At 34.6% G+C, this 22622-nt stretch carries 21 protein-coding genes and 2 pseudogenes; 7 read left to right on the top strand and 16 right to left on the bottom strand.

Annotated elements, in window-relative coordinates:
* Positions 1-616 precede the first annotated feature (616 nt).
* Positions 617-886, top strand: a complete 270-nt coding sequence (locus QRY57_RS16395; RefSeq protein WP_026593224.1) for a DUF1292 domain-containing protein — start codon at positions 617-619, stop codon at positions 884-886.
* 649 nt (positions 887-1535) lie between these two features.
* Here QRY57_RS16395 and QRY57_RS16400 read toward each other — a convergent pair.
* Positions 1536-2393 carry a M23 family metallopeptidase gene (locus tag QRY57_RS16400; protein WP_286015590.1) on the bottom strand — a complete coding sequence of 286 codons (858 nt, stop codon included), beginning with the start codon at positions 2391-2393 and terminating at the stop codon, positions 1536-1538.
* A gap of 613 nt (positions 2394-3006) precedes the next feature.
* Here QRY57_RS16400 and QRY57_RS16405 point away from each other — a divergent pair.
* Together QRY57_RS16405 and QRY57_RS16410 are read left to right on the top strand one after the other, a co-directional pair.
* On the top strand, positions 3007-3426 hold the full coding sequence (locus QRY57_RS16405) for a VOC family protein (RefSeq protein ID WP_286015591.1): 420 nt from the start codon (positions 3007-3009) through the stop codon (positions 3424-3426).
* 1004 nt (positions 3427-4430) lie between these two features.
* Positions 4431-4570, top strand: a pseudogene (locus tag QRY57_RS16410) (enoyl-CoA hydratase); the annotation flags it as partial.
* A gap of 93 nt (positions 4571-4663) precedes the next feature.
* Here QRY57_RS16410 and QRY57_RS16415 read toward each other — a convergent pair.
* Positions 4664-5194, bottom strand: coding sequence for an NAD(P)H-dependent oxidoreductase (locus QRY57_RS16415; protein ID WP_286015592.1), 531 nt, complete (start codon positions 5192-5194; stop codon positions 4664-4666).
* Between the two features lie 130 nt (positions 5195-5324).
* On the opposite strand from QRY57_RS16415, the gene QRY57_RS16420 reads away from it, so the two are divergent.
* The gene (locus QRY57_RS16420; protein ID WP_286015593.1) at positions 5325-5660 is read left to right on the top strand and encodes a winged helix-turn-helix transcriptional regulator; all 336 of its coding nucleotides are present in this window, start codon (positions 5325-5327) and stop codon (positions 5658-5660) included.
* Between the two features lie 19 nt (positions 5661-5679).
* Here QRY57_RS16420 and QRY57_RS16425 read toward each other — a convergent pair.
* The 5 genes and pseudogenes from QRY57_RS16425 to QRY57_RS16445 all read right to left on the bottom strand — a co-directional run.
* Positions 5680-6000: pseudogene (locus tag QRY57_RS16425) on the bottom strand (subclass B1 metallo-beta-lactamase); the annotation flags it as partial.
* Between the two features lie 34 nt (positions 6001-6034).
* Positions 6035-6856 carry a hypothetical protein gene (locus QRY57_RS16430; RefSeq protein ID WP_286015594.1) on the bottom strand — a complete coding sequence of 274 codons (822 nt, stop codon included), beginning with the start codon at positions 6854-6856 and terminating at the stop codon, positions 6035-6037.
* A 468-nt stretch (positions 6857-7324) separates the two neighbouring features.
* The gene (locus tag QRY57_RS16435; protein ID WP_286015595.1) at positions 7325-7606 is read right to left on the bottom strand and encodes a MazG nucleotide pyrophosphohydrolase domain-containing protein; all 282 of its coding nucleotides are present in this window, start codon (positions 7604-7606) and stop codon (positions 7325-7327) included.
* Position 7607: 1 nt separating this feature from the next.
* Entirely contained in the window at positions 7608-8624 is a 1017-nt protein-coding gene (locus QRY57_RS16440) for a C45 family autoproteolytic acyltransferase/hydrolase (RefSeq protein WP_286015596.1), read from the bottom strand.
* A 61-nt stretch (positions 8625-8685) separates the two neighbouring features.
* Positions 8686-9531: a MerR family transcriptional regulator gene (locus QRY57_RS16445; protein ID WP_286015597.1), complete on the bottom strand. Its 846-nt coding sequence runs from the start codon at positions 9529-9531 to the stop codon at positions 8686-8688.
* Between the two features lie 207 nt (positions 9532-9738).
* Between QRY57_RS16445 and QRY57_RS16450 the strand changes: the two genes are divergently transcribed.
* A complete protein-coding gene (locus tag QRY57_RS16450; protein WP_208019387.1) occupies positions 9739-10116 on the top strand; it encodes a hotdog domain-containing protein in 378 nt (125 codons plus the stop codon).
* Between the two features lie 233 nt (positions 10117-10349).
* Here QRY57_RS16450 and QRY57_RS16455 read toward each other — a convergent pair whose 3' ends face one another.
* From QRY57_RS16455 to QRY57_RS16465, 3 genes are all read right to left on the bottom strand, one after another.
* Entirely contained in the window at positions 10350-11348 is a 999-nt protein-coding gene (locus QRY57_RS16455; protein ID WP_286017886.1) for an HAAS signaling domain-containing protein, read from the bottom strand.
* Positions 11335-11682, bottom strand: a complete 348-nt coding sequence (locus QRY57_RS16460; RefSeq protein WP_208019388.1) for a PadR family transcriptional regulator — start codon at positions 11680-11682, stop codon at positions 11335-11337. Before QRY57_RS16460 ends, QRY57_RS16455 begins: the two co-directional genes overlap by 14 nt.
* A 171-nt stretch (positions 11683-11853) precedes the next feature.
* Positions 11854-12306 (bottom strand): AraC family transcriptional regulator, encoded by a 453-nt coding sequence (locus QRY57_RS16465; RefSeq protein ID WP_286015598.1) that lies wholly within the window; start codon positions 12304-12306, stop codon positions 11854-11856.
* 225 nt (positions 12307-12531) lie between these two features.
* Between QRY57_RS16465 and QRY57_RS16470 the strand changes: the two genes are divergently transcribed.
* Positions 12532-13569, top strand: a complete 1038-nt coding sequence (locus tag QRY57_RS16470) for a serine hydrolase domain-containing protein (protein ID WP_286015599.1) — start codon at positions 12532-12534, stop codon at positions 13567-13569.
* An 83-nt stretch (positions 13570-13652) separates the two neighbouring features.
* Here QRY57_RS16470 and QRY57_RS16475 read toward each other — a convergent pair whose 3' ends face one another.
* The 5 genes from QRY57_RS16475 to QRY57_RS16495 form a co-directional block, all read right to left on the bottom strand.
* Complete coding sequence (locus QRY57_RS16475) at positions 13653-14018, bottom strand: DUF4180 domain-containing protein (RefSeq protein ID WP_208019391.1); 366 nt, start codon at positions 14016-14018, stop codon at positions 13653-13655.
* Between the two features lie 55 nt (positions 14019-14073).
* Complete coding sequence (locus QRY57_RS16480; protein WP_286015600.1) at positions 14074-14322, bottom strand: hypothetical protein; 249 nt, start codon at positions 14320-14322, stop codon at positions 14074-14076.
* Positions 14323-14599: 277 nt separating this feature from the next.
* The gene (locus QRY57_RS16485; RefSeq protein WP_286015601.1) at positions 14600-15700 is read right to left on the bottom strand and encodes a flavin-containing monooxygenase; all 1101 of its coding nucleotides are present in this window, start codon (positions 15698-15700) and stop codon (positions 14600-14602) included.
* 497 nt (positions 15701-16197) lie between these two features.
* Entirely contained in the window at positions 16198-17304 is a 1107-nt protein-coding gene (locus tag QRY57_RS16490) for an alpha/beta hydrolase (protein WP_208019402.1), read from the bottom strand.
* A gap of 95 nt (positions 17305-17399) precedes the next feature.
* Positions 17400-19691, bottom strand: coding sequence for a glycoside hydrolase family 3 C-terminal domain-containing protein (locus tag QRY57_RS16495; RefSeq protein WP_286015602.1), 2292 nt, complete (start codon positions 19689-19691; stop codon positions 17400-17402).
* Between the two features lie 151 nt (positions 19692-19842).
* On the opposite strand from QRY57_RS16495, the gene QRY57_RS16500 reads away from it, so the two are divergent.
* Entirely contained in the window at positions 19843-21105 is a 1263-nt protein-coding gene (locus QRY57_RS16500) for a helix-turn-helix domain-containing protein (protein ID WP_286015603.1), read from the top strand.
* Between the two features lie 209 nt (positions 21106-21314).
* Here QRY57_RS16500 and QRY57_RS16505 read toward each other — a convergent pair whose 3' ends face one another.
* Complete coding sequence (locus QRY57_RS16505) at positions 21315-22535, bottom strand: aspartate aminotransferase family protein (protein ID WP_286015604.1); 1221 nt, start codon at positions 22533-22535, stop codon at positions 21315-21317.
* Between the last annotated feature and the right edge of the window lie 87 nt (positions 22536-22622).

A 22622-nucleotide genomic window follows, 5' to 3' on the forward strand; every position in this document is an offset into this window, starting at 1 on the left:
TACCAATCATAGAGTACAAACATCTGAAATTATACTATTCGGGTTACCCCCATTAAATCCCTTTCAGTTCTAGAATAAAATGTTTTCAGTTTAATGAAAATTTAACCGTAAACATACAGATAAAAAATGGTGCTCCTAGCATTTACATTTCCGTTTCATTCCGCCTACTTCTATAGCGAATTAATTAAGTGTAGCGTGAGACATACATCTATATAACGCTTCGGTAAATACAAACAACTCTTGTTTTTATGCCTATTCATAAAAAGCACGACACCCTTTCTCATTAACATAAGAGAACAGTAATGCACTTTTAACCTCAAGCATTTGAAATGTCCCCAAAACGAAAAATTTATTATTTTACAGTTATTTATGAGAATTCGACTCATTTTTTTCGTTTTTGGCGCAACCCATTTCTAAAGTTCGTGGGCATATGACGAGAACCCAAAATGTATTCATTCATATTCACAGATGATATCTTTTTAGTTTACTTCTTATGCTGAAGCAGCAAGAAATTGTTGTACTTTGCGCATTAATTTGATATTTTATGGAAAGATATACTAGTAAGTATACGATTTGAACATTCTATTTTTTAGAGTATAACAGGAGGAGAATAAATATGTCTGAAATTGAAGTAGGCGAAATTTTTACCCTTAGCGATGAGAGTAATGAGGAGCAGGAAGTTGAAGTGCTTGGAACGATGAATGTCGAAGGAGCAGAATACATTGCTGTTGGCTTTGTAGAAGACATTGAAACGGAAACAGAGGAAGACATTGATATCTTCTTTTTAAAAGTAGAAGAAGATAGTGAATTCTCATACATTGAGAGTGATGAGGAATTTGAAAAAGTATCTGCTGCGTTTGAGAAAATGATGGAAGAGCATGAATAATATTGGTTGGACACAAGAGGGGGATGCATATCCCCCTCTGTTTTTGCATATAAGGATGCCGCCTATCTCCATCAAGCTAAGATGTTGAATTACCCCCAAAACGAAATTTTTCTCACCAAATTTATTTGCGGTAATTAAGTTCAACTTTTTTGTTTTTGTAGCATTTAATTTCATTAGGTTGAATACCCATTTTTTTTGAGAATTTCCTGATTCATTTTAAGATGGAGGCGGAAATCCATAGCATTTCTCGAAACACTTTGCTAGATCACACTACTTGCATTCTTGCAATCTATATAACCATTATGTGCATTATGCATCAAAGGCTGGATTTTAACAGATTTATTAATCTCTTCACGGTGCTTTCTAATTTTACAAATCAATCCTAGAAAAACGATCCAAATAAAGAACTGCTGTCGGTTTGAAATAGTGTTTGATTAAAATGGAACTACAAACGCTGGATTTATAACATAAGAAAAACTCACATTTTGAAAAAAGATTGATCAAAATATGAGTTCGATTTGTTATTTGATGATTATTGTTTATAAAAATGTTTGATCATTTTTAGGTTCGTTTTGTTGAATATTAGTGCTCGTTAACTGAATCAAATCGATTAATCTTTCAGATGTAATTTTTCCGAAATAAAAAATGGTTACTTCAATGGAGTATTTTGGGGTTTTATAACAGCATCTTTTTTCGGCATTAAGTCACCGTTTATACCTTTAAAAAAGAGAGGTAATCCTTCTGCTAAGACAGGGTGTATAACTTTAGTTGGATCTTGTCTTTGATGATGAATATGTAAATGAGGTTCTGAAGATGAACCGCTATTCCCAACACGTCCTATTACATCCCCTAGTTTTACATGATCTCCTACTTGAACAGAGATACTATCTTTTTTAAAATGGTTAAGTAAAAGATAAGTACCTGTTTCTTTTATTTTTATGTACACATGATTTCCTTCCATTGAATTAAAATTTTCTGATCCTGGTTTAATGTCAGCTTCATCATCTGAAACAGCAACTACTATTCCAGAAACCGGCGTATGAATTTCTTTATTCCATATTCCGTAATCTTCATTCCTATCACTTTTAATATTATATGGTTCCATTACTAAATCATATGCCCATCTCTCTGATGCCCATGTTGCATGAGGTAAATTATCTTTGACACTATCCCCCCCCCAACCAACTACAGTTTTTTCAGCTAAAGGCCAACTTACCGTTATAGATGGTTGTGCACGCTTAATATTGTTTGGATAAGCACAGGGAATAATATTCATGGTCATTAAAATTGGAAAGATTAATACTATGTTTATCATTACATTGATAAACAACTTTAAACTTTTTTTCTTTTTAACAATTAAAATGATAAACATGACAAAATTAATTAATAATCCTAGTGCTCCTATGATAGGTAAAACTAATTTGAGTATTGCCCATGAATACGCACCAAATATACCACCAATAAAAAAAGAACTGATCCATAATAGTAAAATGAGCCCTATTAACACACAATTGGGATAACCAATCTTTCGCAGTAATTTTTTTAAAATAAACTCCCCCTCCTTATATCTAAAATCTATTAGGATTAATATTTCAGTAGGCTCTTAACTTAATCTGTTCATCTATTGCCAAATAATAAGAACCATCCCCATTAAATATAACAATTTAAGGATAAAATTTCCATGCAACTTCAGGTGTAGATTCAGTCCGTTATTATTTTCTTATTAAGCAAATCTGTTCCTATAGTTAAAAAAGAAACCTACCCTTAGACAAAAATTATCTAAGGGAAAAAATACCGTAACATTTTTAGAAACGTCGTGACTTTATTCAAAACATCGCGACTTTATTTCAAATCCACAACTGCATCTTATTGAATAAAAAGTTCATTATTTGGTCTCTTTTGCTGTACCCGTATAGGAAAAAGCAATTTCATATTGATAGTAAAGATAACTACAGAATAATTATGATGTTATGTAGCATATATATAGTCTAGTGGCCTGAACTATAAATCATAAAAAAATCATATCAGTAACACTCTAATACTTTTCTTTTACCATTCAGGTGTTACTCGTATAAGGCAATATATTTCTGCTTAATTCCTGTTTAAAAGGAGATGATTGAATGAAGTTAAATCATTTGAATCTATGTGTTGATGATTTATCAGAAGCTAGGCATTTCTTTGAAACATTTTTTGATTTCCAATTTTTAGAGCAAAAAGGAAAAGCTCTTGTAGTCATGAGTGATGAAAATGGATTTATTCTCGTGTTAAGTGATCCAAAAGCATTCAAGGGAAACAAGGCTGTTACATATCCTGAAGCTTTTCACATTGGTTTTTTGGTGGAAACTTCAAGTGAAGTTGATCAAGCATATAATCGTTTAGTTGCTGGAGGCATCGAAATAGATAAGGAACCTTATACAATGAGAGGTAGTAGTTACGGGTTTTACTTTACAGTATTTAATGGTTTATTAATTGAAGTTTCTTGCCTTGACTATAAAGATGGTAAGAAAGTTTCAAAAGCCAATGACATATCCCTTACATAACAACTTTCAACCGAACAAGTCATATCTCATATAAATTAGTTACGAAAAAGGTCCCTTTTTTCTATTCAGGGGCCTTTTATATTGAGTAGCGATCAAGAATATAAAATACCTTACGTACATAAAAATGAGGCTTCTACATAAGTTTTAAGCAAACTTTTTTATAAAATGAAATGTTCATCCAGACAAAAAGAATCCATTTGTTCAAACCTTATTCCAAACCAATCCATTACATAAGTAAGCGTCAAATATTTCCCACCAGCCATTTGTATATAACCCATGAGATAATCTCTTTACACACTACATGTGGAGGTTTTGTTATGGAAAAACACCTATTAGAAAAAGAATGGGAAGTTTAGTTTAAAAAACCTTGCAACAGAACCAAGTTAATAAGAGATTTTGACCCAAAGGCGGCAAAATATATTCCTCCGATAGCTTTGCGGTCTATTCATACATTACCAATTTAAGCCCATTATGATATAATTTTTGTAAAGAGAGGTGAATTTTTTGGAAAGGAAAAATCTGAAGATGTTCTCTAAAATCTCGTTCTTTACAGCACTGACTACGATTATTGTTATACCAACCTCCTTATTCATTTCATCTATAACTTTGGACGAGAGTGTGGAATCTATCCTAAGTGTCTTTATATCACTTGCGTTTTTTGCTTCCTTATTTGGCATTCCCTTGAGCATCGTTTCAATGTTCAGTAAAGAAAATTTAGCTAAAAGAAGTTTTGCTTTAATTGTAAATTCACTGCCAATCACTCTTTTTGTTTATGCTCTAATTATGGAATTTATAGATGAATTCCTTCGAATTGCACCTTAAATGAGTTCAAATAAAAAGGAAATATAAATAATTTTGAGTAATTAGCTATTAGGAAAAATGATATAGAAAGTCTTTACGTGGAGTGGCGAGAATGATTGACTTGTTTCTCAAAAAACGGTTCATCAATCGCAGAGACTTGCCCATCAGCTTTCAGTTGTATTAACTAAATAAATATCGAAATATTCTTACGCCCAGTTTTTAGTGATGGTACCATCCGTTGTGACGTAACTATTAAACAATTTGAACTGGATGAAAAAATCGCACAAAAATTATTGCGGCGTTTACATGTATGAATCAACTTGAAAAGGAGTTTGTTTCATGAATATTACATCTTTTTCGACTTACTGTTTTATTATTACGTTTACTTACATAAAAAATATCCCGATACCTATAAAAGGACCGGAATATTTTTAAATCATATATAAAGATTACGTTTATTCATAATATAGTTAATATACTTAGCTGCACTGCTCTCAATATCTTCATCCTTTAGTTGATATTCCGCTCCATACAACGTAAATGTTGGTATAAATTTCATCCCCGTATATAGACAAGTCGCCTGGAATGGTTTTGTTAGTTCGTTCATTGTAAACCCATCTTTATACTGCGTCTCTAATCCCCCTATAGAAATCGCCAAACCCAACTCTTTATTACGTACTTTATCCCCTGTAGAACCATATGCAAAGCCGTACGTCAGCACATCATCAAACCACTTCTTTAATAATGGTGGTGAACTATACCAATAGAACGGAAATTGAAATATGTAACGATCGTGTTCTAATAATAACCTCTGTTCATAATCAACATCGAATTCCCAATTAGGAGCTGTTTTATATAATTCATGCACTGTTATCTCATTAGAATACTTTTCCAATTCTTCTTTCCATCTTTTATTAATCCGCGACTCTTCAATATTAGGATGTGCTACAATTACAAGTGTTTTCATCGATTATTTTCCTCCTTATAAAAAAATGAAATCCTTAAGTATTAGTATGTGTTAGTTACATATAATTGAAAAGTACGTACTTTCAGGTACTATAGGAACCTCAAAGTACCTATGGAGGTGTAATATATAGATGAATCAGAATCATAACTTTCCTATCGCTACCACCCTTGAAGTCATCGGAGGAAAATGGAAGAGTAGTATTTTATGTATTCTCATGAGCGGAAAGAAACGGACACACGAACTGAAACGTGCAATCCCAGATATTACACAAAAAGTTCTGACGCAACAATTGCGACAACTTGAAGCTGATGGAATCATCCATCGTACTGTATATAAAGAAGTTCCACCAAGAGTTGAATATACAATAAGTGAATATGGAAAATCTTTAATTCAAATTATGAATGAAATGTGTGAATGTGGAAAAGATCATCAAGTCAAAAAATCAACAAAACAAAAGAACCCTTAAATGGGTTCTTTATATATCACTCTTGAAATTTCTTTTCAGTCATCTCTATTAATTCCTTTGTAAATTTATCATCCCAGGAAGAATCAATAAGTACCAACCCTTTAGAGATATTTAATATTAAGCCATTTGAAGAGACTGCTTCCCCATTAAAGTAACCAAGTTCTGTATGAACCCATACTTTTGAGTTTATCTGAGAAATTGAAATAGTCCTCTCCTGATTTTTAATTACGCTTTGTTCTTCTTTTACTACCGCATGCACTCGCTTTATAAAACTAGCAAACTGTCATCCCCCTAATAAGGCTATGCATACCCCTACTTTTAACGCTTGTTCTTTTCTCATAATCATTACTTCCCCTCGTTTTTTCTGCACATTTTTATTTACTAGGAAGCTTTGATAGACGCTCCTTATAATTTTTAGATAATAAAATATTTAGCACACCTATCATATTATTTGTTTCTTGTCGTGCTTTTTCATATGCTTCTGAAAAGGCCACTTTATTTTCCTTTGGTTTTTCAATGTTTGCCAATTCACGCCAACTTTTCTTCATCATTTCATATTTTGCATATAACCCGGAATCTGTTTCAGATTGTGCTACTGGGGCCATATAATCAGATTCTCCACCTTTTCGAAGATATGCAAGTGCCCCTGTAATCTCATCATTTGAAAAATCACCTTGTCTTGCGGGTGCTTCTAATACACGAAGTGACCGAACAGATACGTATACAGCCTTTACAAGTGCTCTTTCTAAATTCGATATTTCATCCCATGATTTATACTGAAAAGAAGGATCCTGTCCGCTAGTCATAAATGTAAACCCTTCTTTAATCAAATCAGTTGGTGCATTTTCCAGCGGCTCCCCTGTATGAACATTTACAATTAAATCCCCATAATTAGATATATCAGTTCTTCGACCATCTTCACTCGTAACACGGCGAATCGGATGATCTGTGTAAAGTATGTATCCACGTTTATCAATATGTTGCTTTAATTCCTCTACTGTTGTTGCAATTCCAATTTGTCCCTCTTCTTTCTTTTGTACTTCTTCTTTTTTCTCTGCAGAATTTTTTCCTTCTTGATTCAATGCCGTATTTTCTTTTTTCTCCTCTGCTGGCTTTACTGCTTCTTTTTCAGCACAAGCAGACAATGTTAATAATGTAACAATTGTTAATAGATCTAGTAACCGTCTAAATTTCATGTCATTTCCCCCTCCATATTCATTATACATACAAAAATTAACAAAAACTAACATAATCTTCTTATCATTCATGCTTTTCTAATTGTACAATTACATACTCTATTCCCTCTTGAAATGCGCTATTTGTCCAATAGAACATCTACGATTATTTTAATATCTGCGATGTAGCATAAAAAAAGAACTTGGTGTATCCCAAGTTCTTTCTCCTCTTTATTCATTAAAGATAACTTTTTAAACTTCTCTACAGTCTCAAAATAATAATCTGATTCCTTTTCCCTTTTCTTTTTAATTTCCGGAATATGATGGGACCAACCAGCTGCGGCAAATGTAACGTTACAGCTTTTTGCTATTTCTAGTGCAGGTTTTAAGTCCTCTAATACGTTAACTTCATCTTCACGTAGATTCCTACCTATTGCATTCCTTTCACTATTATTTCATGTTAGCGTCATATCATCCAATTTTATATCTTTACCACTCTCTATCTCGATTGATTTTCATCTTTTCCTGAAATGCTTCCTCTAAATCAATTTCTAATTTATTCGCTAAATCGCACACATTCCAAATTACATCGAACATCTCTAAGCCTATTTCTCTATTCGTATTCTTATCCTCATTTCGCTTTACGATTGCTTCTGCTAGTTCCCCTAATTCCGCCATTAAATACATTGTACGTATTTCAATCGTTGTATTCTGAAATCCTTTTTCTTCACTGAAGTTTGCTACATACTGCTGAAATTCAGAAAGCTTCATTTTATATCCCTCTTCCCTTTTTATGAATTTCTTCTATCAATCTACTATCTTCTTTATATTTGCAGCGATTTGGCTGCCCTTCTGCACGATGTATTCTTAAGCTATTTAACTCATATACAACTGAATATAACGTCCCAAAATTATATTTTTTTAGATTTAAACAGACATGTTCTTTACTATTCGATAAGATACCCTGTACACTTTCTCGATTTAACTGCGCATTTTTTCTTAACTGTTCCTCCATATAGATATATCTATCTTGAGATTTACTCCAATCATTATTAACATTTTGTTGTAAACCTATCATTTCTTTACTTACAAAATGATTTGTACAAATGATAAAATTTTCATCCTCTCTTGGTCTCCGTACAAACATGTTATGTGGCGCTTTTTCTACTACTGCCATATTTCCTGACCCGTCTGCTAATAAGTAATTATTACAAATTGAAGACGGGAATTCACTTATAATATGTATCGCCTCTTCTACCGTACTTGCATTTTCTAATATTTTGCGAACTGCCACATAAAAATTTAATCCCACTTCTTTATATTCACTTTGTACAAGCGTAATCGCCACTGCTAATCCTTGTTCATTCATCCCATCTACTTTCCCTAAAAACACATCAGAATGTCCAACGTACGAATATTTCTCGTTAGGACAAACGAGTGAACTCTCCGTATATTTTTTCATATCTAAAATCAAATCATAGTTTCTTCCCATAATCACTTCTGAACCGTTATAACATGCAAATATACTGCATTGCGCTTCTGGTTCGAATACGCCTATACTCAATATAAAAGAACTGACCTCTTCATACGTTACATGACAACCTTCAGCAAACCCTTTCATTTCTTCTATAAGTTCTGGGTAAAAGTCTTTTAATAAACCATGACTTTGTCTCCCAAATATTAATTTTTCTTCTGAAACTTTTGGGAATCGAAAACCATTTTTATATAAAATGCTTCCGTAATGTTTTCCCATCTCATAATGTGTTCCCCGTAGCCTTGGGTGATACATATAACCCTCTCCTTTTCTCTTCCTAAGGATAAGGTATATCCTCCTGTAACAGGAGGGTCAATTAAGAATAGACCGGAACACACACTTTCGTTATAAATTGTAACGGATTATGTTTGGATGCCGGCCGAATGTTTTTATAATCGATTTGTTCAGTAAACACTCCCTGTTCATACACTTCAAAAGGTGAATCCCTTACTACATATCCCTTTTCCTCAATGAAATCCATTATTTTTTCATATGCAATTTCTAATTCCGAATACGGTCCTTTTACAATCGCGCAAATATGTTTTCCCCCCTCTAAACAACGAACATTTGAAAGTGCACGATCGTACTCTTTTATAGGTACACAAACTTCTAAATCTATCGGTGCATTCCCTTTATCAAATTGATGAAAAACTGTCATCATTTTCCCATCTACTTCTAGCCCATATGCGTATAACCTTTCAAACAATTTTTTCACAGTAAAATCGATTTCTCGCATACATACTTTTTCACGAACGCCATAAATCCATTGTCTTTCCCGTATTTCTTCAAAGCATTCTGTTACATTTGAAACAGTTACAAACGGCTCATTTCTTTTCAAATCATTAATAGATTGATGAATCCCCTCCAAAGTTTGCTGTATTTTTATCATTTTCCCCTCTAACTGTAGAGCCTTTTCTTGCAAATGATTCACTAATCCGGTGTCATTATGACTTTCTATGACTTCCTGTATTTCTTGTAATGAAAAACCGAAACTCTTTAGCTTTTTTATATATTGTAACGTTTTGATTTGTCCATAATCATAATACCGATATCCTGTTACAGAATCAGTATGCAAAGGTTTTACAAGATGAATTGCATCATAGTGATGTAACGTTTTTATAGATACACCACATATTGTTGAAAACTGTCCAACTGTATACATGTACGATCCCAGCCTTTATTTTCAAATTATTTCCTATCAAACTATATTTTACTATATAACGTATTTATTTTTTCACTCAACTTATTTTAATCTATATGTGTACCTTATTGAACTAATGGTCAGAATAGTTGAACACCTCCCTTAAATGTTATAATATTCAAACTATAATAAGCCATAACAGTATTTAAACTTTAGGGGGAGATTTATATGTCTTTAAAAGCAGGAGATATCATTACGTTTGAACGAACTTTTTCAGTAAGGGACGTTGAATTATTCACAGAGGTTTCAGGTGATGAAGGGATTCACCATATAACACCAGATGAACAGGGAAGACTTGTAATTCAAGGATTACTAACGGCAACTCTACCAACGAAAATAGGTGGAGATAATAACGTACTGGCTCGTACTATGAATTTTGAGTTTTTAAGACCTGTATTTACAGGGGATACGATAATTTGCGAAGCTAAAATTGAAAAGTACGAAAGGCAAGAAAATAATAGAACAGCTATTATTACATCCTTTTCATGTGAAAATCAAAATGAAAAAGTAGTATTAAAAGGCAACTTTTCAGGTGTAATACTTTAAATACTAATTGTTCCGTCACTCCACCATTCAATGAATTGCTTTAAAGAAGGAACAACCTAAGTACAACTATCATCTTCGTGATTCCAGACATAACTTATAATCATTAAGTAAAGCCCCCCCCTAATTTCAATTAAAAAGCAGGGGGTTTTGGTATTTTAATAGCCTTAGTGAAATGAATAAACTATTTTTGCTTATTCAAGAAAAACAATGATTAATTGAAAAAGAAATACGGATTAACGAATTTTAGCCTTGCGGAAACCATCAAATGCACTGATTACTGCAGATATTGTAAAGATGAAAATACCACCGCCAACTATCCATGTTTTAAATTGATTAGTAGTAATAGTAAATACATCCGCCATATACATAATGAAATCTTTGTTTAATAAATTAGGATTTAATAATATTACAATGAATACAACGGTTCCAATTAGCTGAAGAACCGCATTGCATATTGCCATTCTTTGCGTCCATTGTCCCTTTACTAATTTATAAAGAGACAATGCTATTTCTAAACCGAGCATTATAACAACGATTGGCCAATATCGAAGCAAAACATCTTGACTGAAAGTTGGCGCTACAAATTCAAGTCCGTTTCTACCTCCTTCATATACACCTACAAGATGATTCGCATAAAAATAAAGAGTTGACCAAATTGCAGTCCACAATAAACTTCCAAATACCTCGCCCTTTGAAATTGTTTTTTTCTTAGGGACATTAGGGATATTTTTCAAATCATCAGGAGTCCATTTTTTAAGTCTTGCTGTTAATGGCTGCTCATCTCTTCCATTATCTGTTCTTTCTAAAATAGCAAACACAAGTGTTAACCAAAAGAATACTTGGATCCCTACTTCAATGATGGTCCATACTCCTTTGCCCATAAGACTCAAAACAATATTTATAACCGCTTGTTCTCCACTATATCCAATAAAATATACGGCAATCATCGAAATTAACGAAACGACAGCGGCAATCGGTAAAATCATTTTTAATAGCGCCACATATACATCAAAATAACGTGGACCAATTAAGTGCATTGGCCGATCTCGATAACCACTAGCCAATGTGACTGGACTCCCTAATTTTTCAAGAACCGCCTCTACATCTTCTTCACTGTAATCATCAGGAAGCATATCCTCTATGGTTGATCGTAACTCAAGTGTAATATCTTCACGATTTTTTTCAGGTAGCCTTCTTGTAACTTCCTGAATATAAATCTCAATTAGATTCATCATCTTCTTCCCCTTCTAATAAGTTATAGAGCTTTTTTGAATTCTCCATCCATTCCCTTCTTAACTGTAAAAAGATATCTAGCCCATATTCACTTAGAACATAATATTTACGAGGTCTACTTTCAGATGTATCCCAACTACTCGTCACCAAATCCTGTTTCTCTAATCGGCGAAGCAATGGATATAAAGTACTTTGATCAATCGTAATACCCGATTCCTCCAATAACTGAACAAGTGAATATCCATACTGTGGTGTTCGTAATTGACTTAAAACGGCTAATGTCAATGTTCCTCTCCTAAGCTCTGTCGTTAACGAATTCAATAAATTACTCATTCACCCACCTCATTTTTATTACTATATGTCATACAGTATTTAATTTATGCTATGCAACATACACTATTGTTGTGAGAGAAATATTTTAAATTTAGAAATAAAAAGAAACCAGAAATTAGATATGTCTAATTTCTGGTTTCTTTTTTAGTTTTACTTTAGATGTGCAGAAAGTCATGATTTTATAGGCACGCAGATTTCGCAATAATGATCGCGAACCATCTCTCCAATGTATCTTTCGAAAATTGGCCGAGCGTCAATCTGATAACCATAGTTTGACAACGCGGAAAAAATTTCTCTCCACGCTTTTTGAATATCTTCAGCTGTGTGTTTGACTTTGAAAATCGCATATTTCCCACCAAAAAGTTTGCTTTCACCGACGAGATCATCAATTTGATAATCGTCTGAAATAACGATACCGGCATCGTATCGGCAGTTTTCAGGCAGTGTTGTTTCAGGGGTGTCATGTGAAATCCCAAGAATTATTGATGTGCTAGAGAAAAGATTTTTTTCCGCAGCCCATTGCTTTAATTTTTGCATCGCTTGAACATTAGCAGGACCATATGGACCAACTTGTCGTACATATGCGATGCGATATTTTGGAAGAGTTTCGACCTTAATATTCATATTTTTTATTTCCTTTCTGCATCAATATTTACTACATTTCAAATGCTATCACAATATAAAAATAGAATCATTTTATTTTTTAAAATTTTTAAACATCAAAGTCACCAATGAAATTCTACTCCTAATCTAGTTAAAGACGCTACCCCCTACACCTCTATATTTCCCTTTATTTTACATCCAGTTTATAATATAGTGATTATAATAGTAGGGAGGAAGAATAATCATATGGTACTCAAAACACTACATATATATGAAAAAATGAATCACTATTCGGTATCCGGACTAAGCTTAGCTATTATTCGTAACGGAAAATTAGAACATACTGAAGGTTTTGGCTCACTTGAGTTGGGTACAGCTAGGAAGGTTAACGTAAATTCTATTTTTAGCGCTTGTTCTATAAGTAAATTCCTCACAGCGATGCTCGTATTGAAATTAGCAAATCAAGGGATACTGAACTTAGATGAAGATGTGAATAATAAACTTGTATCTTGGAAAGTTCCTGAGAATAAGTTTACTAGTAGCAAAAAAGTTACCTTACGAAATCTATTAAGTCATCAATCAGGAATCATTGATCCACCTGAAAGCTTTGATATATATCATTCTACAAAAGGAAAACCTACCATTCTTCAAATTCTTCAAGGTCAAACATTTTATTGCCCAGTCCCAATTGAAGTGCAATATGAACCGGAAAGTACCTTTCACTATTCAGATGCAGGATTTTGTATAATAGAACAACTCATAGAAGACGTTACTGGGGAACCTTTTAATCTTTTATTACAAAAATTCATATTTGATCCTTTACATATGAATAACAGTACACTCCTGCACCCAACGCAAGATACGACAAATAATCCTTTCGCTTGTGGTCACGATAAAAACGGACATGTGGTAGATGGAAAGTATCCATCCTATCCATATTCAGCTGCTGCAGGAGTTTGGTCAACTCCGACAGATTTATCCACTTCAGTAATAGAAGTCATCCAGTCTTTACAAGGAAATAGTAAACTTGGTCTTTCCTCAAAAATAATGGAAGAAATGATTTCTCCACAAGGTTGTTCAAAGTGGACTGGTCTAGGTGTATTTCTCGATAAATCAGATGAAGAAATAGAAATTTCCTCACTTGGTTGGGGCGTTGGGTTTCAATGTTTAATGCTTGCATATCCTTATAGAGGTACTGGCGCTGTCATTATGACAAACTCGGATTTAGGTGTTCATCAAAACGAGGGGATTATTGGAGAGATTGTTAACTTATTAAAACTATAGGAAGCTTTAGTAACAGGGCTATAATAAAAAAGCTAGCAAAAAGCTAGCTTTTTTCGTTCTGACAAGCATAGAAAGATCCAATACTACACAGAGTGTAGAGCACTTAAAGCCGATTCTTCATCTGCTAAAAAGAATACTGCCTTCCCTTTATTACATTCGTATATAAAATCCGCAAGACTTTTACTATTATATACACTGAAATCTCCGACAATAGCTAATTTTACGCCGTAGTTCATATACTTTTGTAAAATTTCACCCGCTAGACGAGTTCTTAAGTTGAAAAATCCCTCTGTAATATTCATTTTTTTCATCAATATTTTTTGGCAATCATGCTCATAATTGATAGATGCCATTAAGTCTAATGCTCCTTGTACATCACCTATTACGATATCAGTACTTTCTATAATGGCAACTTTAGAATTATCTTTTTCATGAATACTTATTTTCATCTGTATCCCTACCTAACAATAGATTTTTCATTACATTATGATTCCTCTTTTTTCTTTATATAATATTTTTAGCTACAATCTTGAGATGCTCAGGGGCGATGATTTCCTTTATATTTTCTTGAAGATCCTCGTGTAGCATGTCTTCAAGATACTCCAATGATACTTCAAGAGGTGTACACTCTAGTGTTTCAATGTTTAATAGGGAATAATGTTCTTTTTTCTTTATTACCATATACTGATTCTCTTCCGTTACAAGTAAAGAACCTAATCGAATTCCGAGTAAACGTTGATCATCAAATTTCATACTATATACCTCTCTCCATTGATAAACATACTTTAATATTATTTATACACAAATCAATATCCATATTATAACTTTAACAGAATATATATCTAAATAACACAAAAATTGGTATTATTGTCTTTATACATGCAACCGACACTACACTTTTTATATGCAAGATTCTTAATACTCCATATATTACGGTGTAAAAAAACTTTCTCAACATATAAAAATCATTTTTTAGTTTTCTAAATTATCAGAATATATTATAATAAATTTAATAAAAGTTTGACCTCTCCTAATTATGTACATATTGCTGATCGGTAGGAATTGCTACCGATCTATTTTTTATTAACATTGAATCTTCTTTTCGAATAATTGAAAATAAAAACTCTGCATCTCGGCCCACACCACAAAGAAGTGCGGACCCTCTTTGATGTTGCCAAGGCAATCCAATATAGTATAACCCTTGCATCCCGCTAACGCCTCTTGTATGAACGGGTAATCCTGCTTGATTCACTGCACCTTCTACGTCAATCCAATGATAATTTGGTATAAATCCTGTAGACCATACTACATTCTGAACCTGGCATGTGTTATCATCTGAAAACACTACTTTGTTCCGCAATGCATTTACGACCTTAGGCTTCACTGTTATTGTTCCATTACGAATAAGCTCTCTACATTCATAACCAAATATAGGATCTCTCTGCTTCTGAAACCACCTTCCCCGCCTTGTATGGGTTCCTGCATATAATAATCCTATTTTCTTAAGCCAGGAAAAAATACTCCTTCCCATTATTTTTAGTGGTAAAAAAGAAAGCGGATGACTTACCGCAATCGTAACATCACGAGATTTCGCAAGTTCTACTGCAATTTGTGCACCTGAGTTTCCTCCCCCAACTACAAGAACTGCTCCTTCTGGAATTTGCTTTGGTGATTGATATTGTGAAGAATGAATTTGAAAGATATCATTTGAAAGATTTTGAGAAATGGAAGGAATGAAAGGTTGATCAAAAGCGCCTGATGCGATAATAACACGTTTGGATCGTAGTACTTCTTTAGGCGTATAAACCTCAAATTCATCCTCTCTCTTTCTTACTTTAAAAACATTTGTTTGTAGCCTCACTGGTAAAGAAAAACGCTGTGCATACGCTTCTAAATAATTGGAGATTTCATCTTTAGTAGGAAATTCATTTTCATTTCCCTCTAGCTTCATACCCGGTAGTGTACAATAAGCTCTTGGTGTAAACAATTGTAAAGAATCGTATCGCTTTCTCCATGAATCACCAATTCTTTTTTCTCCATCTAATAATACAAAATTATAGTTTCCTTGCCGCAAGTAATACCCCATAACCAAACCTGCTTGACCAGCTCCTACTATAATTACATCTAACACTTTTTATCCCCTCGTTTCATGTCACAAAACATATGAACATTTGTTCATATATTCATATGTTTGATTTCATCATATACATTTTCTTTTTACTAATCAAGGAAAATAATTCTTTTTCTGCTCAACCTGTAAATCTAAAAAAACACAATATTGGTGATAAGAAATTTTTCACCAATATTGTGCTTTAAAATTTGATAAAAGTAACACTTTAAGTAACTCATTTTTTACTCTCTTTTTGAAATACCACTAGACTTATGCTTTTACATTCTCTTTATTTATAAACATCTGCCGCAAGCTCTTGTAATCATTTGAAAAATTAAATTGGAAACCGTGTCTGAAAGGACATAGCTGAACCGTTCTCCCCAGCCTACTTGTTTCTTCATCTTGACAATCCGCTTTTTCGATAGAGTAAAAATTCCATCAGTGAGGAATTTTCTTCATCCCTCACTGATGGAAAGTTCTCACCAATCGAGCATATGCCCGCGAATCGCGGAATAATATTAAACAAACACTCGCTTGATCTCTTTTGCAATTTCATTCATTAAATCTTCTGCTTGCGGATATAAACCACTTTTATCCATAAAAGCATGATCTGTACCATTGTACTGAATCAGCTTCGTAGGAACCCCGCCACGTACTAGTTTTGCCGCGTAAGCTTCACACTCTACTTTTAAATAATCAAATTCGGCAGTTACAATTAGCGTCTCCGGCATTCCGCTTAATTGATCCGACAACAGTGGAGAAACATGGGGATCTGTGATTTCCGCATTATTTTGCAAATAGATTTGGAAAATCCCCCTACTACTTTCACCCAATGCTGTAACCAGTGGCGTGATTATCTCTGCATGGTTACGAATCTCATACTGATCAATGCTCCAGTTGAAATCCTCGGTTTGGACGCCGGCCATATTTACTGACGGATAAATAAGCGCCTGAAATTTAATCATTTCCGTCCCATTCTCACGATCCATTAACGCACAGACTGTAGACAAATTCCCCCCCGCACTGTCTCCAGATATGGCAATTTGCTGTGGATTCACACGAATTTCTTCAGCGTGCTCATACACCCATGTTACGGATTCGAAACAATCTGTTAGACCTGCTGGATATGGATGCTCAGGGGCTAAGCGATAATCAACGGAAATAACAACGGCACCTGCCTTTTCTGCCAATGCTTTACACGGATTTTCCACGACGTCAACACTTCCAGCTATGAATCCTCCGCCGTGAATGAAGACAACAGCAGGCAGAATCCCTTCATTAGAAGGCGTATAGATCCGCAGAGGAATCGGCCCATTTGTGCCATCAATTGTTTTATAAGTGGTTTCGACTTTACTTTTCGTAACATCGTCATTGTTCCAACCAAACATAGCTCGCATTCCTTTAACAAAGCCCATAGTATCTGAAGGGTCAAATGGCTGGTTTTCCATCGCAGCCATTTTTTCTGCCGTTTGTAAAGTCACTTGGAGGACTCGAGGATCTAATTCACCAATCGCATCAGAATCAGGAATCGGTTTAGCAATAAAATCGAATCCTCTTTTTTTGACAACTGGTATCTCCTCGCTCAGTTTAGAAACTAGATTAACGTAAGAAGTTGTATTACTCATCATTACCGTCTCCTTTTTTGATAATTTTAATTTCGGAAAACTTTATTACCGAGTTCTTCAGTATGTTGCTGTACGAGAATCCTCATTCTCACTGCTTAACGATTCACTTTCTCATTGTTTAATAGCTCAATTATTTCACTCAACATTTCCTCTGTAAAAGCACCTGCGCTAAAGTTCACGAGTGCCCGTAATGGCATATAGCCCAGCATAGCATCCATCAATTCGGAAGTGTCACTATCTCCTTCAGACATGCTAGCAAGCGGACTACCTTCTAGCGCCTTTGCCATAAGCTCTTTTGCAATTGGTGCTAGAACTGGGTCCGTAAATAGATCCCCAAGCAGCGTATTACGGTGCACTGGTTTTCGAATGCACACTGTTGATTGAACATAAATGCTGTCATGTAAAACAATCTCTTTTGAAGACTTTCCTACCAAAATTTCAAACTCACCTGTTTCAACATACCAGTCCTTCAATTCAACGTTATAATAAGCAAATGCTCTTTTAGCTAACGTAAAGGTAACCGTTTTTTCTTCGCCTGGCTGTAATTCCACTTTTTCAAATCCTTTTAGCTCTTTCTCAGGACGGATCACACTGCTTTCCACATCTTTTATATAAAGCTGAACAATTTCTTTACCTGCTGCATTGCCAGTATTTTTCACATTTACACTGACAGAAACAGTCTCCATATCTTTTATTTCTTTCTTATTAATTGAAAGATTACTATACTCAAATTTTGTATAGCTTAACCCAAAACCAAATGGGAACAATGGCTCAATATTTTTCGTATCGTAATAACGGTATCCGACGAACACACCTTCTTTATATTCCACTATGTCACCTTCACCAGGGAAGTTTAAGTAAGAAGGATTATCGCTTAAAACTTTCGGGAATGTTTCCGCTAATTTTCCGCTTGGATTCGCATCACCAAATAATAAATCAGCAATCGCTCCTCCTAATGCCTGTCCACCCAAATAGCCTTCAAGTATTCCTTTCACTTTACCTATCCATGGCATTTCAATTGGAGCACCGTTACTTAAAACTACAACGATATTACTTTGAACTTCTGCAACGGCTTCAATTAATTGCACGTGATTTTCTGGCATCTGTAAATGCTTTCGGTCATACCCTTCTGATTCATAGCGATCTGGAAGTCCAACGAAAAGAACCACTGTATCTGCTCCAGTTGCTACTTCTTTTGCTTCATTAATCATGTTTTCATCCAAAGCATCATCGGCAAGATCATAGCCCTCGGCAAATAATACGTTCGTATTTTTACCAGATACAGTTTCAATTTCTTCGAGAATGCTTTCCAGTTTTGTTGGATTAATATGAGAGCTTCCGCCGCCTTGATAGCGAGGTGCCTTTGCAAATCCTCCAATTACAGCTACCGTTCCTGCCTTTTTCAATGGAAGAATGTCATCTTCATTTTTTAACAAAACCATACTTTCGCGTGCAACTTCTCTTGCAAGCTGATGGTGCGCATCCTTACTATACACAGCGTGTTCCCGCTTGTTATCAGCTGCTTTAAAAATAATGTTAAGAAGACGTTCTACTGCTTGATCAAGCTTTTCTACAGATAGCTGACCACCATTAACTGCATCAATAATCTTCTTCTCACCAATTCCAAAGCTTGCAGGCATTTCTAGTTCCAAACCGTTCGCTAAACCTGCAACACGCTCATTTACTGCACCCCAATCAGAAACGACAAAACCTTCAAATCCCCATTCATCCTTCAAAATATCATTTAACAAATAGTTATTTTCCGAAGCATATTCACCATTCACCTTGTTGTAAGCACTCATTACTGTCCATGGCTGTGCTTCCTTAACAGCACCTTCAAAACTAGCAAGATAAATTTCACGCAGTGTTCTCTCATCAACAATAGCATCCGTCGACATTCTACGATGTTCCTGATTATTAGCCGTGAAATGTTTTAATGATGTTCCAACCCCTTGACTTTGTACGCCGTTAATATGATTTGCAGCCATTTGAGATGATAAATAAGGGTCCTCTGAAAAATATTCAAAATTTCTTCCGCACAGCGGCGAACGCTTAATGTTTGCCCCAGGCCCAAGAAGAACACCGACATGTTCAGCCTGACATTCCTCTCCTAATGCAACTCCTACTTGTTTTATTAATTCTTTATTCCATGTACTCGCTAATCCTACCGCTGATGGGAAACAAGTAGCTGGGACACTATTATAAATCCCTAAATGATCTGCTCCCTCTGCCTGTTTCCTAAGTCCATGCGGTCCATCAGTTACCATAATTGAAGGAATTTCCAATCGCTCAATCCCTTTTGTATTCCAAAAATCTAATCCAGAACATAGACTTGCCTTTTCTTCTAGTGTCATTTGTGAAATAATTTGCTTTATATCCCTTTTCATAATAGTCCTCCTAATCAAAAGATTATTGAGTAAGCGCTTTCTTAAACCTATTATAGTTTTTATTTTTCGGATATTATGGTATTGTTTTTAGAAAAATTGTAAAATTTTTAGCTGATGTTATACTGAGTTTTAATGAATGGAGGTTAAACTAATGAATTTCTCCAAACTAGAGGATTTATATTATATTTGTAAGCTGGTCTTTGACATGTATAAAATACCTATCTTTTTTCTTGATAAAAAGGGAGATGTAGCATTTGAACTCTCTCGCAACTTTCAGCATAACCCATTGTATACTTCAAAAGAGGAGATATTTCGTCAACTATTTAAGGAGGAAAACTTCTATCGTTTTCCAGTACTAAGGGAGACCTCCTGCCTTGAAAACTATTTCTCAATTAACCTGCGTTCAAATGACCAACTTAGCGGGAACATCATTGTCGGTCCTGTCCTTTATTCGAGGCTATCAGAAGTATCAATTAAAGGAATCATCAATGACCTTCATCTAAAAATAAACAAAGATGAAATGGTTCGATATTATCATTCTCTCCCTGTTTTAAGCAATTTGAATTTTTTAAATTTGAGCATGGTCCTTTATTACATGCTGTATCAACAAAAATTAGATATGGTTGATATCCTGCAAAAAAATATGCTGTTAGAAAAGGAAAAATTTGAAGTGGAACAGCCCGATATATGTATATCGGAACACCGTCAAAATTTACTGACTCATGTCGATCCACTGGCTGAGAAGAAAATCTTTGCATGTATTAAGGAAGGGAAAAAAGAGGATTTAATTCAAAGCCTAAGGGGATTATCTGAAGAAGGGAATCTGGGGGTGTTATCGAAAACGAGTCACCTGCGTAGCCAAAAAAATTCCGCCATCGCAGCCATCACACTTGCGACTAGAGCTGCCGTAGATGGTGGACTATTCCCTGAAATCGCATATACCCTTAGTGACTTACTCATCCAAAACCTAGAAGAAATAAAAGAAAGTAAAGCTATTATTCCATTTTTGGAGAATGCTTTACTTGAGTTTTCGGAACGAGTAAAAAATGGGAAGTTGCAAAAGTATTCAAAACCCATCAACGCATGTCAAAATTATATATTCACTCATCTTTACGAAGATATTAGACTTTCTCATTTAGCGAAAATAGCCGCACTAAATTCTAGTTATTTGTCTTTCCTTTTCAAAAAAGAAGTAGGAATTTCAGTAAGCGAATATATTCAGCGTGCTAAGATAGATGAGGCAAAAAGTTTAATGACCTATACGAGACATTCTTTATCCGAAATTTCCACACTATTAAACTTTCATGATCAAAGTCATTTTACGAAAGTATTTAAAAAACATACTGGTGTTTCACCTAAACAATTTAAAAATGGGTGTGTTAAATTCCCCCCACCTACCTCTACACGAGCTTGAGCTGGGGGATTCTTCTGTTTCTGCTAGGACAAAAATAGTTCCTCTCGTTAAACAAAAAGGATACAACGATATAGAAGCTCTGTAGTGTCCCCTTGTAAGACAGACGACCTATTCTATTTTCCAGGGAAAACAAGTAGAGCTAAAGGGATATAGCGGCACGACTTTATTCTAACTCCACAAAAGTAAATAGCAAAAAGAATAATCGTATATCAAACCCCGCTTGTCAACGCGACTGATTTTGGGATACAAGAAATAAACTGATTAATAAATTCATCGATTTCTGCCTTAGTAATAATATAAGGAGGGAGTAAACGAATCGTATTTCCATTTGTAACGTCCACAAGCATACCTTTATTCAGTAATTCTAACTGTAGTTTTTTTACATTTTCATTCGTATCCTGAATACTAATTCCAAACATCATTCCAGAGTGACGCACTTCTTCAATAAAAGAAGAGTTTTCCTTCTGGATTTTTTGAAGTTTTTCATTTAAATATAAGGACGTTTCATAAGACTTTTGCATTAAACCATCATCAATTAATGTTTTTAATACAGCCAATCCTAAAGCCGTACCAATTGGTGAATGTGCGAATGTTGTTCCATGATCACCTGGTGAGAATATATCATAAAGTCGTGGACCTACTATTATCCCTCCTAATGGTGTACCGCCTCCCGCTCCTTTACCAAATTGAATAATATCAGGTGTAATATCAAAATGTTGATAAGCAAACAATTTCCCAGTTCTCCCTATTCCACTTTGCACCTCGTCAACAATAAATAACATATTATATTGTCTACAAAGCTCTTCAACACCTTTTAAATATCCCCCCGACAAAGGGTATATCCCACCACTTCCTAATACTGGTTCTACCATAATAGCAATCGGGTTTTCTTTGAGTATGGTTCTTTCAAGTTCCTCTAAATTCTCTCGTTCCACTTCATATACAGGAATAGACGTACGAGGAAAATTCTGATATATACTTTCTTGTCTTGTAAAGTGCAGAGCGCCTAATGTACGTCCATGAAAACTTTCTTTGAGTACAATCACTCCATCACGTTTTTGATTCGTTATATGTCTGTACTTGTGGATTAGTTTTAAGGTTGCCTCAGTGGCCTCCGAACCCGAGTTTGTATAAAAAACTTTCCCATCCTTTAAAGAATAATCGACTAATTTTTTTGCATATTCAATAGCCACTGGGTTTAAGAAATGAAAGGGAAGATGTAAGCATTTTGTAACTTGTTCAAAGGTGGCATTTATAATATTAGGATGATTGTATCCTAATATATTCACTCCCACACCAGAAAATAAATCAAGATATTCTTTACCATTCACATCATAAAGCTTACAACCTTCTCCCTTTTCTATAGCAACCGGCGTACGGGGATACGTAGACATTACATATTCTTTATCTAATTGAGACCAATTGGTCATGAATGATTCCTCCTAGGTGTAAACACATTAACTTTACATTATTTCACATGTTCTCACACGAATTTTTGGTACAACTTGTGAATTGAC

It is taken from the genome of Bacillus arachidis, assembly GCF_030285945.1.
GTDB classification, from domain to species: domain Bacteria; phylum Bacillota; class Bacilli; order Bacillales; family Bacillaceae_G; genus Bacillus_A; species Bacillus_A arachidis.